This window comes from Luteibacter sp. HA06, from assembly GCF_054061215.1.
In genome coordinates, this window is the sequence record NZ_JBSSDZ010000001.1 from 1,127,405 (window position 1) to 1,139,619 (window position 12,215).

The following is a 12,215-nucleotide window of genomic DNA, read 5'->3' on the forward strand; positions in this document are numbered from 1 at the left end:
TCGATGCATTGTCCGTTCTGCCAGCATGAAGACACCCGTGTCATCGATTCCCGTCTTACGGAGGACGGTGGCACGGTGCGGCGTCGCCGTGAGTGTCCGCAATGCAGCGAGCGTTTCAATACGTTCGAAACGGCCGAACTGAAGCTTCCGGCGATCGTCAAATCCGGCGATCGTCGCGAGCCTTTCGACGAACACAAGCTGCGCGTGAGTTTCGAGCGCGCACTGCAGAAACGCCCGGTCTCCAGCGACGCCGTCGACGGTGCCGTGCGTGCGGTCGTCAACGACCTGCGTCGTTGTGGCGAACGTGAAGTCCCGTCGCGCCAGGTGGGTGAGCTGGTGATGCGCGAACTCAAGGCGCTCGACCAGGTCGCCTATGTGCGCTTCGCTTCCGTCTATCGCCGGTTTGAAGACGTCCACGCCTTCCGCGAGGAGATCGAGAAGCTCGAACGCGACCTGCCGTCGCTCGAAGGCCTGCAACTGCCGCTGCTGGACGCAGCCAGGCGCGGGCGCAAGAGCTGAGCATGTCGCGGCCGTTCTTCCCCGCCATGGATCACGTACATATGGCGCATGCCCTGCGCCTGGCCGAGCTTGGCCTGCACACCACCCAACCGAATCCGCGCGTGGGCTGCGTCATCGCGCGCGGCGAGACCGTGCTCGGAACCGGCTGGCATCCGCGCGCTGGCCAGCCACATGCGGAAGTCTTTGCGTTGCGCGAAGCGGGCGAGGCTGCACGAGGCGCCACCGCTTACGTCACGCTGGAACCCTGCGCGCATCATGGCCGGACCCCACCCTGTGCCGACGCGTTGATCGCGTTTGGCGTGGGGCGCGTCGTCATTGCTCATGAAGACCCCTTCGACAAGGTCGACGGCGCCGGTATTGCGAAGCTGCGTGACGCCGGTATCGGCGTCCAGGTGGGTTTGATGCGCGACGCCGCGCGCGAACTCAACATCGGTTTCTTCAGCCGGATCGAGCGGCAGCGTCCCTGGGTTCGCGTAAAGCTGGCGATGAGCCTCGACGGACGCACCGCGCTCGCGGACGGTTCCTCCAAGTGGATCACCGGCGAGGCTGCGCGCGCCGATGTCCAGCGCTGGCGCGCGCGTTCGTCGGCGATTCTTTCAGCTAGCGGCACCGTGCTCGCCGATGACCCGCATCTCACCGCCCGGTTGCCTGACGGCGAGGCGTTCGTTCCGCCCTTGCGCGCGATCGTCGATACGCAGTTGCGTACGCCGGCGGGTGCACATGTGCTGGATGGCATCGCGCCTACCGTGCTGTTCCACGCCGACGATGCCGTGGTGCCAACGCACCTGTCCGACGTTCGCCGCGCCACCATTCGCCGGGAAGACGGCGGTGGCCTGGACCTTCGCGCCGTTCTGCACTGGCTGGCACGCCACGACGTGAACGAAGTGCATGTCGAGGCGGGCCCGGTGCTCTGTGGCGCACTTCTGGCCGCGGGGCTGGCGGACGAACTGCTTGTCTACATCGCGCCCATCCTGCTTGGCCACACCGGCCGGCCGATGCTCAACCTGCCGCCGCTGGACGATATGGCGTCGCGCTGGAAGCTGCACACGGTGGACCGCCGCCAGGTGGGCGACGACATGCGCCTGCAACTTCGCCCGGCGACATGACCGTGTTGTCCCACGTCCGGTGGGGCATCGTTGGCTGCGGCGCGGTGACCGAGGTCAAGAGCGGCCCGGCCTTCTCTAAAGTTCCTGCTTCCTCGCTGGTCGCCGTCATGCGTCGCGACCGCGACAAAGCGCGTGACTACGCCGAACGTCACGGCGTGCCTCGCTGGTATGACGATGCGGCTGCGCTCATAGCCGATCCGGACGTCGATGCGGTCTACATCGCCACGCCGCCGTCCAGTCACCGCGAGTACGCGCTGATGGCCATCGCTGCGGGAAAGCCCGTCTACGTCGAAAAGCCCATGGCGATCGACCATGCGGAATGCCTGGCGATCGTCGAGGCGGGCAGGGCGGCCGGCGTTCCGGTCTTTGTCGCCTATTACCGTCGCATGCTTCCGCGCTTCCGCCGCATCGCCGCGATGCTGGCCGAAGGGGCCGTCGGCACGCCTCGCTTGGTTAACGTGCTCCTGCATCACCCCTTCGAGACGCGGTACCACGACCCCGATAACCTGCCTTGGACTGTGCGGCCCGAGCTTTCCGGCGGTGGCATCTTCGTCGACATCGGCTGCCACACGCTCGACATTCTTGATTTTCTGCTCGGTCCGATCGTCGACGCGCGGGGCATGGTCTCGAACCAGATGGCCGCCTATCCGGCCGAGGACACGGTGGCCATGGCGTTCGCCTTCGGCTCCGGCGTACTTGGCACCGGCCTGTGGAATTTCTGCGCGGACCGACGCGAGGATCGTGTCGAGATCGTCGGCGACCGTGGCCGGCTGGTCTTCGCTACCTTTGGCGATGGGCCGATCCGTCTTGAAGCCGACGGGAGGGTGGAGGACATCCTTATCGCCAACCCGGAGCACATACAGCAGCCGCTGATCGAATCCATCGTGGCCGAGCTCACCGGAAAAGGCGTCTGCCCCTCGACGGCCGAAAGCGGTGCAAGAACCAGCTGGGTCATGGACCAGGTGAAATCAAGCAATGCAGGAGCCGATTCATCGGCGAATCAAGCAATGTAGGAGCCGATTCATCGGCGAATAGTAAATAAACCCGCTGCGCAGCAGCGCTCCCAAGGGTCCTGGCCTCAGTTCCCACCAGAGCAAGAGCTCGCCGATGCATCGGCTCCCCACAGAAAGCCCGCAGGGTGAAGTGGCCCGGCGGTTGCAATTCGGGCACCGGACCCCATGGTATTCTCCGCCGGCCGGAACCCCTCGGGGAACCGGCCTCCACAGCGTCTTCAGGGCGGGGTGCAACTCCCCACCGGCGGTAGGTTTCCGCAAGGAAACGAGCCCGCGAGCGCTCCCGGTTTCGGTCGGGAGGTCAGCAGATCCGGTTCGATGCCGGAGCCGACGGTTACAGTCCGGATGAAAGAAGACGGCGATCGTGCGTTCCTCCGGGGACGTGTGACGCCATGCGCCTTGGGGCGTTTTTCGCTCATTACCGCGGGAAACGTTTCATGAAAAACCAGCTCTCCGTCACCGTCTCCCCGCCGGGAGGCCACTGACATGTTCACCGGCATCATCCAGGCCGTTGGCCGCATTGCGCGGCTGGAACCCCGTGGCGGCGATGTCCGCCTTGTCGTCGACACCGCGGCGCTCGATATGGCCGACGTTGCCCTGGGCGACAGCATTTCGGTCTCCGGCGTCTGCCTGACCGTGATCGACTTCGATGCGAAGAGCTTCGCCGCCGACGTCTCCAACGAAACCCTCGCCCACACTACCCTCGGCAAGCACAAGGCCGGCGATACCGTGAACCTCGAGAAGGCCCTGCGCCTGGCTGATCGCCTGGGTGGCCACCTTGTGTCCGGTCACGTGGATGGAGCAGGCAAGGTCGTATCCGTGGTCCCCGACGGGCGCTCGCTGCGCTGGACGTTCGAAGTGCCGAGCGACATCGCGCGTTACATCGCCCACAAAGGTTCGGTCTGCATCGACGGCACCAGCCTCACGGTGAACGAAGTGAACGGAAATCGCTTCGGAGTGAACCTTATCCCCCATACGGTGGAACATACGACGTTCGCCGCGCGTCGCCCCGGCGACGGCGTGAACATCGAAGTGGACGTCGTCGCCCGCTACATCGAACGCCTGCTTTCCAGTGGTGACACCCCGCGCCTCGACGAGGCCTTTCTGAAGCAACACGGTTTCGTCTGACCCGGACCCCTCATGCCATTCAATACGATTCCTGAAATCCTCGAAGATTTTCGCCAGGGCCGCATGGCCGTCATCCTCGATGACGAAGACCGCGAAAACGAAGGCGATATCGTCATGGCCGCCGAAAAGGTGCGCCCGGAAGACGTCAACTTCATGGTTCGCGAGGCGCGGGGCCTGCTGTGCCTGACGCTCACCGAGAAGCACACGCGCCAACTCGGCCTGAAGCCGATGGTCAGCGACAACAACTCCCCGTATCACACAAACTTCACCGTCTCGATCGAGGCGGCGGAAGGCGTGACCACGGGCATCTCGGCCCATGATCGTGCGCGCACCATCCAGGTAGCGGCGGCAGCGGACGCCAAGCCGGCAGACATCACCATGCCCGGCCACATCTTCCCTCTCACGGCGCAGGCGGGTGGCGTGCTCAGTCGCGCCGGCCACACGGAAGCAGGCTGCGACCTGGCGACCCTGGCCGGCATGCAGCCCTCGTCGGTGCTGATCGAGATCCTGCACGACGATGGATCGATGGCCCGCCGTCCCGAGCTGGAGATATTTGCCGCGAAGCACGGCTTGAAGATCGGCACGATTGCCGACCTGATCCGCTACCGTCTCGAAACCGAGAAGACGATCGAGCGAGTGCACGAGGAAGACGTCGACACCGAGTTCGGTCCGTTCCGCCTGGTGGCGTACCGCGATGGCATCCGCAGCGGGCTGCATTTCGCCCTGGTCCGCGGCGATGTGGCCGACGGCGAGCCCGTGCTGACACGCGTCCACGTGCGTAACACGCTGTCGGATGTGCTTCACCTCAAGCGCGACGATCTCGGCCAGACGGTCACCGAAGCCCTGCGCAAGATCGACGCAGAGCAGCGCGGCGTGCTGGTAGTGCTATCGGGTGAAGACACCCCGGACGCCCTGCTCGCGCGCCTGCGGCGGGATGTGGTGCCGGCGCCGGCAAAGAAGGACGACCAGGAATGGCGCCAGACCGGTCTCGGTGCGCAGATTCTCGCCGACCTGGGCGTCAAGCGTCTCCGCGTCATCGGCACTCCGCGTAAGCTGGTCGGCATCGCAGGCTTCGGCCTGGAAGTGGTGGAGCAAGCTGGCTGATGACCCCAACCTACGATATCCGTCTGATCGCCCCCTCCGGATACCCGCACAACCCCGAGGCCATGGCTCGCGGTATCGCCCGGCTGGAAGAAGCCGGGCACACAGTGCAAGGCAAAGACGTGCTCGAGCGGCGCGAACTACGCTTCGCCGGCAGCGATGCCGAGCGGGCCGCGGACATCAATGCCCTGGCCGATGTCTCCAGGCCGTTGCCCGATGTGGCGCTCGCCATCCGCGGCGGCTACGGCGCGCATCCGCTGTTGCCCCTGCTCGACTATGACGGCCTGCGTGACCGCCTCGGCGACGCGCCGCTGGCCCTGGTCGGGCACAGCGACTTCACCGCCCTGCAGTGCGCCCTGTTTGCCCGAAGCGGCCTGGTGACGCTCGGCGGTCCGATGCTCGGCGCCGACTTCGGTGCTCCGGAACTCGATACCCAGACCTGGGACCACTTCTGGACCACCCTGGCGGCTGAGGAAGGCCGTGCCAGCTGGAGCACGCAGGATGCGCAGGCGCTGGATGTCGAAGGCACGCTGTGGGGTGGCAATCTGGCCATGCTCACCAGCCTGATCGGCTCGCCGTTCTTCCCCCACATCGACGGCGGCATCCTGTTTGTCGAGGACATCGCCGAGCCGGCCTACCGGGTCGAGCGGATGCTGTACCACCTGTTCCACGCCGGGGTGCTCGGGCGGCAGAAGGCGCTGGTCATCGGCGACTTCACCAGCTACCGGACCACCGAATACGACAACGGCTACGACCTGGACGCCACCTTCGAGCGGATCGCCGCCGTGGCCGGCATTCCGATCGTCCGCGGGCTGCCGTTCGGGCACGACGCGGCCAAGTTCACCCTGCCTTTTGGTGCGCCGGGGCGGCTCGTGGTCGCTGCCGGAACCGCCACACTTACCTTTAACGGCCACCCCAGGCCGAAAACCTCGTAAAATAACCGGCCGCCAGCGGCCCGCCCCGCCACAGGACACCCCATGAAGATCATCGAAGGCGATTTCGCCACCCCCAAGGGCCGCTTCGCCATCGTTGCAGGCCGTTTCAATGCATTCGTCGTCGAGCCGCTGGTCGAGGGTGCGCGTGATGCGCTGGTTCGCCACGGCGTGAAGGACGACGCGATCGACCTGATCCGCGTCCCCGGCGCGTTCGAAATCCCGCAGGCCGCCTACAAGATCGCCGGTTCGGGCGAGTACGCCGCCGTGTTGGGCCTTGGCGCGGTCATTCGCGGCTCCACCCCTCACTTCGACTATGTCGCCGGTGAAGCTGCCAAGGGCCTTGGCCAGGCGGCCTACGCCTCTGGCGTGCCGGTGTCGTTCGGCGTCCTCACGACCGACAGCATCGAGCAGGCCATCGAGCGCGCTGGCACCAAGGCGGGCAACAAGGGCGTCGACGCCGCCATGGTCGCGATCGAGATGGTCAACCTCTACGCGAAGCTCGGTAAATGAACAAAACACCTCCGCACGGCATCGACCTCGCCGCACGCTCGCGCGCCCGCCGTCGTGCCCTCCAGGCGCTGTATGCCTGGCAGGTTGGCGGCAGCAAGATGGGCAACGTGATCGAGCAGTTCCGTCACGAGCAGGACATGGTCGTGGCGGATCTCGAATACTTCGAGGACATCCTGCGCGGCGTGGAAAAGCACGTGCAGGAACTCGACGACGGCATCAAGCCTTTCGTCGACCGCGAAGTCCTGCAGATCGATCCCATCGAACTGTCGGCGCTGCGCATGGGTGCTTACGAGTTGAAATATCGCCCGGACGTGCCCTACCGCGTGGTGATCAACGAGGCTGTCGAAGCGACCAAGCGCTTCGGCGCCGATCACGGCCACAGCTATGTGAACGGTGTTCTCGACAAACTCGCGACGCACTGGCGTACGGCCGAGAAGCGATCCTGATCGTGCCCCGAATCCCCGCGGGCTAAGGAAGCTGCATGGAATTCGACCTGATCGAGCGCATCCGCCGGCATACCGACGTCCATCGTGACGACGTGCTCACCGGTATCGGCGACGACGCTGCCGTCGTCGCCGTTCCCGCCGGCCGCGAACTGGCGATTGCCGTGGATACCCTCGTGGAGGGTGTCCATTTTCCCGTAGGCACCGCCGCCGCCGATATCGGCTGGAAGGCGCTTGCCGTGAACCTTTCCGACCTCGCCGCCATGGGCGCCACGCCTGCCTGGGCCTTGCTCGCGTTGACGCTGCCCGACAGTGACGAAGCCTTCGTCGACGAACTCGCGCGCGGCTTCGCTGAACTGGCCACGCCACTGCGCCTTGCGCTGATCGGCGGTGACACCACGCGTGGCCCGCTGACCGTCACCGTTGCGGTGCACGGTTTCACGGCACCGGGTGAAGCGTTGCTTCGCTCCGGCGCACGCGTAGGCGATGTCGTGATGGTCACCGGTACCCTCGGCGATGCTGCGGCCGGCCTTCGTTGCCTCGCGGAAGCCGACGCCTCGCCGTATGCGGCCCTGGTCGATCGCCTCAACCGACCGACGCCACGCTTAGCGGCCGGTAACGGTCTGCGTGGTATTGCCACGGCGTGCATCGATGTTTCCGATGGCCTCGTGGCCGATCTCGCCCACATCTGCAAGGCCAGTGGTGTCGGTGCGGAAATCGATGCGGCCATGTTGCCGCGTTCGTCCGCACTGCTCACGCACTTCGACGACGCCGATACGATCGACTTCGCGCTGTCCGGTGGCGACGACTATGAGCTGTGCTTCACTGTCCCCGCGGATCGCGCTGGCGAAGTGTCAGCGAACATGGCCCGCCTCGGCGGCGGTGCGACGCGTATCGGCCGTATCGTCGAAGGAAGCGGCGTGCGCGTGCTCGATCTCGACGGCGCGGAAATGCCGCTGTCGCGCACGGGCTGGAATCACTTCGTCGCATGAGCACGAAATACGTCCTCGATCCTGCCGACCGGCGACGACTGCTGGCGTCACCGGCGGGATGGATCGCGTGCGGCTTCGGCTCCGGCCTCACGCCGAAGGCGCAGGGCACGTTCGGCTCGTTCGCGGCGATCCTGCCGTGGCTGCTGTCGCGCGGTCTGTCCGTGCCAGCGTGGCTTGCTGTCATCGTCGTCGCGTTCGCCATCGGTGTCTGGGCGTGCGATGTGGCGGGGCGCGTCATCGGTGTGGACGATCACCGTAGTCTGGTCTGGGATGAATTCGTCGGCCTGTGGATCACGTTGCTACCCGCGCTGCTGGCGCCGTGGTGGGCGGTAGTCGCCGGCTTCGCGCTGTTTCGTCTTTTCGATGTCTGGAAGCCCTGGCCGATCGCGTGGTTCGATCGTCGCGTGAAGGGTGGCTTCGGCGTCATGCTCGATGATGCGATTGCCGGCATCTTCGCTGGCATCGTTCTCTATCTGGTCCTGCTTCTCGCTCGCTGAGGAATCCCCATGGAATACCGTCGTCTCGGTTCGACCGGTCTGCATCTTTCCGCGTTGTCGTATGGTGCGTGGGTCACGTTCGGGCGGCAGGTGGGCCGTTCCGAAGCGCGCGAGCTGATCGCGCTGGCTTACGACCATGGCGTAAACTTCTTCGACAACGCCGAGACCTATAACGCGGGTGATGCCGAGCGACTGATGGGCGATGTGATCGCCGATCTGCGCCTGCCGCGGGATGCCTGGTGTGTGTCGAGCAAGGTCTACTTCGGCGCAGTGAAAGATTCGAAGCCGACCCAGCGCGGTCTTTCCCGCAAGCATGTTTTCGACGCTTGCCACCAGGCGCTCGAGCGCCTTCGCGTCGACTACCTGGACATGTACTTCTGTCATCGCCCCGATCCGGATACGCCGGTGCTGGAGACCGTGTGGGCCATGGACACGCTGGTACGCCAGGGCAAGGTGCTCTACTGGGGCACCAGCGAATGGCCGGCCGAGCTTATCGACGAAGCACATCGTGTCGCGCGCGAGAACCACCTCATTGCGCCTTCGATGGAACAGCCGCAGTACAACCTGCTGCATCGTGATCGCGTCGAGGAGGAATACGCCTCGCTCTACGAGAAGTACGGCATGGGTACGACGATCTGGTCGCCGCTGGCCTCGGGTCTGCTCACCGGCAAGTACAACGAAGGTGTGCCGGGCGATTCGCGCCTGGGGCAAGCCGGTAACGCCTGGCTGCGCGACGCGCTTCTCGAAGACGACGGTGCGAAGCTGAAGATCGTTCGTGCGCTCGCGCCGATCGCCGCTGAACTTGGACTGCCGCTGGCGCGCTTCTCGCTGGCGTGGTGCCTGAAAAATCCGCACGTCTCGACGGTGATTCTGGGTGCCAGCAAGAAGGCCCAACTCGAGGAGAACCTCAAGGCGCTCGACGCCGTGAAGCTGCTCGACGATGCCGTGATGGGCAAGATCGACCAGGCCTTGCGCCCAGCTTCGCCCTGATCGTGCGATAACCCGGCCGAGCCGTTGTGGGAGCCGATTCATCGGCGATCCCGCGGCAGCGGGCCAGACTAGGGTAAGCACCCATCGCCGCTGAAGCGGCTCCCACATTGTTTTGCTCAGATATCGCCGTAGAGGGCCTGTAACGCGGCGATGGCGGCTAAGCCGGCTGTTTCGGTGCGCAGGATGCGGGGGCCGAGCTTCAGCCCGGTGAAGCCGGCAGCGGCCAGCGCCGTGCGATCGCGCTCACCGAAGCCGCCTTCCGGACCGATCGCGAGCATCGCAGCGTCGATGAGGTGCAGTTCGCCCGGGCGCTTCGATCCTTCGGGCAACAAGGCAAGGCGCATCGGCCCGCCGTCGATTAACGAAGCCAGCCAGCTGGCGAGCGGTTGGGCAGCCTCGATAACCGGCACGCGTGCTCGCCCCGACTGTTCGCACGCACTCGACGCCACGGCGCGCCAGTGCGCAAGCCTCTTTTCGCTGCGTGCGGCATCCAGCTTCACTTCGGAGCGCTCGGTCAGGATCGGCACGATGCGGGCGATACCCAACTCGGTCGCCTTCTGCACGATCAGGTCCATCTTCTCGCCGCGCGCCACGCCCTGGGCCAGGGTGAGCGAGAGGGGAGATTCGTTGGCGACCACGCGACCTTCGCCCACCGCAGCGACCACCTCACGCTTGCCAACCGAGACCAGGGTGGCGTCGAACTCCATGCCGTCGTCGCCGGCGAAGAGGACTACCGGGGCGCCGACCTCCATGCGCAGGACGCGGGCCACATGCTCGCCGGCCTGGGCGGGCAGGATGACCTCACGGCCGCCGGCGAGCGGTGTATCGACATGGATGCGGATGGTGCGCATGAATGAGCCTTGTGTCACGGAACGTCCATTGTAGCGAGCAGCGGGGATCGCTATCGTCGGCTGAATCACGACGGAGCCCGTGCATGCCCATCGCCTGGTATTTCGATTTCGTCTCCATGTTCAGCTGGCTGCAGTGGCCAGCCGTGCGCGAGTTGTGCAAGACGCACGACGTGTCCCTGCGGCCCATGCTTTTCGGGGCGCTGCTGAAGCAGATGGAGCAGCGCGGCCCCGCGGAAATCGAGGGCAAGCGCGAGTTCTCCTACCGCTACGCCCTGTGGCGCGCCCGGCAGGCCAACGTGCCGTTGAAGTTTCCGCCGACCCACCCCTTCAATCCGCTGCCGGCACTGCGCCTGTGCATCGCCGCGGGCGGCACCGTGGAGGCCGTGGGCGCGATCTTCGAATGGATTTGGGCCCATGGTCGCGCGGCGGATACGCCAGAGGCGCTGGCGCCGCTGGCTGCCTCGCTCGGCATCACCGATCTGCGTGCGGCGCTATCGGCGCCCGAGGTGAAGGCCGCCCTGCAGGCCAACTTCGAACTGGCCATGCAGCAGCGCGTCTTCGGCGTGCCGACGTTGGCGATCGGGACTGAGCTGTTCTGGGGTGCGGACGCCCATGACTTCGCCATGGACTTCCTGGCCCACCCGGACCTTTTCGACGACGAGGAAATGGCCCGCCTGGGCGATCTTCCCGTCGGCCTGTCGCGGATCTAGGCGACGGCCTTTTCGATGCCGGCGATGGCGGTGTCGACCATGAAGTCGATCTCGCTTTCGGTGATGACGTACGGCGGCATGAAGTACACGATGTTGCCGAGAGGCCGCAGTAGTGCGCCGTGTTCGAGGCCATGGCGGTAGACACGAAGGCCACGGCGGTCGGCAGCGGGGAAGGGTGTGCGCGTCGCCTTGTCCGCCACCAGTTCGATGGCGGCGATCATGCCCGTCTGGCGCACGTCGGCCACGTGCGGATGATCGACCAGCGGTGCGATCCGCCTGGCCATGTGTGCGGCGAGCACGCGGTTGCGTTCGAGTACGGGATCGTCGCGGAAGATCTTCAACGTGGCGGTGGCGGCACGGCACGCCAGCGGATTGCCCGTGTAGCTATGTGAGTGGAGGAAGGCTTTCCCGGCCGCGTATTCGGCGTAAAACGCCTGGTAGACGTCGTTCGTAGTGACCACGGCCGAGAGTGCCATGAATCCGCCCGTCAGGCCCTTGGACAGGCACATGAAGTCGGGCGAGACACCCGCCTGCTCACAGGCGAACAAGGTGCCTGTGCGGCCAAAGCCGACGGCAATCTCGTCGGCGATAAAGTGCACCTGGAATTCATCACACAGCGCGCGCAGGCCTGTGAGATACGACGCGTCGTACATGCGCATGCCTCCAGCACACTGAACCAGCGGCTCGACGATCACCGCACAGGTTTCGTGTGCGTGGCGCTCGAGCAGGCTGCGCATATCGCCAAGGCGTCGCGCGGCGATTTCCTTCGGTGTTTCGCCCGGCTCGCCTTCGTAGCTATCGGGGGAGGGCGCCAGTTCGGGGGTCAACAGCAACGGTGCGTAGGTTTTGCGATAAAGCGCGACATCGCTGACGGAGAGCGCGCCCAGCGTTTCGCCGTGGTAGCTGCCGGTGAGGGCGATGAACCGGGTCTTCTCCCCGTGCCCCTGGTTGAGCCAGTAGTGGAAGCTCATCTTCAGGGCCACTTCGATCGCGGCCGAGCCATTGTCGGCAAGGAAGACGCGATCGAGGCCCTTCGGGGTGATGCGCACCAGTTCCTCAGCCAGTTCCACCGCGGGCTCATGGGTGAAGCCGGCGAAGATGACGTGTTCGAGGCGATCGAGCTGGTCTTTCAGGGCACCGGCGATGCGCGGCTCCGCATGGCCGAAGATATTGGTCCACCAGGAGCTGACGGCATCCAGGTAGCGTTTGCCATCCGCGCCCACCAGCCATGCCCCTTCGCCACGCACCACGGGTACCATGGGCAGGGTTTCGTGGTCGTGCATCTGGGTGCACGGGTGCCAGAGGACGGAAAGGTCGCGCGCGACGAGCGTGTCGGCTGCCGGAGGAACGAGAAGGGCATCGGTCATCCGCCCATGATCGCCCTCCGCTGTCCGGTCCTCAAGTCGCAGGTGAGGTGATC

At 65.5% G+C, this 12,215-nt stretch carries 14 protein-coding genes and 1 riboswitch; of the genes, 12 read left to right on the plus strand and 2 right to left on the minus strand.

Annotated features, from left to right (window positions below):
• Positions 1-3: 3 nt before the first annotated feature.
• The 11 genes from nrdR to ACVWWJ_RS04975 all read left to right on the plus strand — a co-directional run bounded on the left by nrdR (position 4) and on the right by ACVWWJ_RS04975 (position 9,234).
• A complete protein-coding gene (gene nrdR / locus ACVWWJ_RS04925; protein WP_063571237.1) occupies positions 4-519 on the plus strand; it encodes a transcriptional regulator NrdR in 516 nt (171 codons plus the stop codon).
• Positions 520-560: 41 nt separating this feature from the next.
• Positions 561-1,625 (plus strand): bifunctional diaminohydroxyphosphoribosylaminopyrimidine deaminase/5-amino-6-(5-phosphoribosylamino)uracil reductase RibD, encoded by a 1,065-nt coding sequence (ribD, locus tag ACVWWJ_RS04930; protein ID WP_456969659.1) that lies wholly within the window; start codon positions 561-563, stop codon positions 1,623-1,625.
• Positions 1,622-2,638 (plus strand): Gfo/Idh/MocA family protein, encoded by a 1,017-nt coding sequence (locus ACVWWJ_RS04935; RefSeq protein WP_456966978.1) that lies wholly within the window; start codon positions 1,622-1,624, stop codon positions 2,636-2,638. Before ribD ends, ACVWWJ_RS04935 begins: the two co-directional genes overlap by 4 nt.
• Before the next feature lie 210 nt (positions 2,639-2,848).
• Positions 2,849-2,999: riboswitch (FMN riboswitch) on the plus strand.
• A 125-nt stretch (positions 3,000-3,124) separates the two neighbouring features.
• Positions 3,125-3,766: a riboflavin synthase gene (locus ACVWWJ_RS04940; RefSeq protein ID WP_159889324.1), complete on the plus strand. Its 642-nt coding sequence runs from the start codon at positions 3,125-3,127 to the stop codon at positions 3,764-3,766.
• A 12-nt stretch (positions 3,767-3,778) separates the two neighbouring features.
• Positions 3,779-4,870, plus strand: coding sequence for a 3,4-dihydroxy-2-butanone-4-phosphate synthase (gene ribB, locus ACVWWJ_RS04945; RefSeq protein WP_456966979.1), 1,092 nt, complete (start codon positions 3,779-3,781; stop codon positions 4,868-4,870).
• Entirely contained in the window at positions 4,870-5,802 is a 933-nt protein-coding gene (gene ldcA / locus ACVWWJ_RS04950) for a muramoyltetrapeptide carboxypeptidase (RefSeq protein WP_159889320.1), read from the plus strand. The genes ribB and ldcA overlap by 1 nt, the downstream gene beginning before the upstream one ends.
• A gap of 42 nt (positions 5,803-5,844) precedes the next feature.
• Complete coding sequence (gene ribH / locus ACVWWJ_RS04955) at positions 5,845-6,312, plus strand: 6,7-dimethyl-8-ribityllumazine synthase (protein WP_159889318.1); 468 nt, start codon at positions 5,845-5,847, stop codon at positions 6,310-6,312.
• The gene (nusB, locus tag ACVWWJ_RS04960) at positions 6,309-6,758 is read left to right on the plus strand and encodes a transcription antitermination factor NusB (protein WP_159889316.1); all 450 of its coding nucleotides are present in this window, start codon (positions 6,309-6,311) and stop codon (positions 6,756-6,758) included. Before ribH ends, nusB begins: the two co-directional genes overlap by 4 nt.
• Positions 6,759-6,793: 35 nt before the next feature.
• Positions 6,794-7,747 carry a thiamine-phosphate kinase gene (gene thiL / locus ACVWWJ_RS04965; RefSeq protein WP_456966980.1) on the plus strand — a complete coding sequence of 318 codons (954 nt, stop codon included), beginning with the start codon at positions 6,794-6,796 and terminating at the stop codon, positions 7,745-7,747.
• On the plus strand, positions 7,744-8,244 hold the full coding sequence (locus tag ACVWWJ_RS04970) for a phosphatidylglycerophosphatase A family protein (protein WP_456966981.1): 501 nt from the start codon (positions 7,744-7,746) through the stop codon (positions 8,242-8,244). The genes thiL and ACVWWJ_RS04970 overlap by 4 nt, the downstream gene beginning before the upstream one ends.
• A 9-nt stretch (positions 8,245-8,253) precedes the next feature.
• Positions 8,254-9,234: a potassium channel beta subunit family protein gene (locus ACVWWJ_RS04975; RefSeq protein ID WP_456966982.1), complete on the plus strand. Its 981-nt coding sequence runs from the start codon at positions 8,254-8,256 to the stop codon at positions 9,232-9,234.
• A gap of 116 nt (positions 9,235-9,350) precedes the next feature.
• Here ACVWWJ_RS04975 and ACVWWJ_RS04980 read toward each other — a convergent pair whose 3' ends face one another.
• Entirely contained in the window at positions 9,351-10,085 is a 735-nt protein-coding gene (locus tag ACVWWJ_RS04980) for a 16S rRNA (uracil(1498)-N(3))-methyltransferase (protein WP_456966983.1), read from the minus strand.
• Positions 10,086-10,168: 83 nt separating this feature from the next.
• Between ACVWWJ_RS04980 and ACVWWJ_RS04985 the strand changes: the two genes are divergently transcribed.
• Positions 10,169-10,795 (plus strand): DsbA family protein, encoded by a 627-nt coding sequence (locus ACVWWJ_RS04985; protein WP_456966984.1) that lies wholly within the window; start codon positions 10,169-10,171, stop codon positions 10,793-10,795.
• On the opposite strand, the gene ACVWWJ_RS04990 is transcribed toward ACVWWJ_RS04985, so the two are convergent.
• Positions 10,792-12,162 (minus strand): adenosylmethionine--8-amino-7-oxononanoate transaminase, encoded by a 1,371-nt coding sequence (locus ACVWWJ_RS04990; protein ID WP_456966985.1) that lies wholly within the window; start codon positions 12,160-12,162, stop codon positions 10,792-10,794. The genes ACVWWJ_RS04985 and ACVWWJ_RS04990 overlap by 4 nt on opposite strands.
• Positions 12,163-12,215 lie beyond the last annotated feature (53 nt).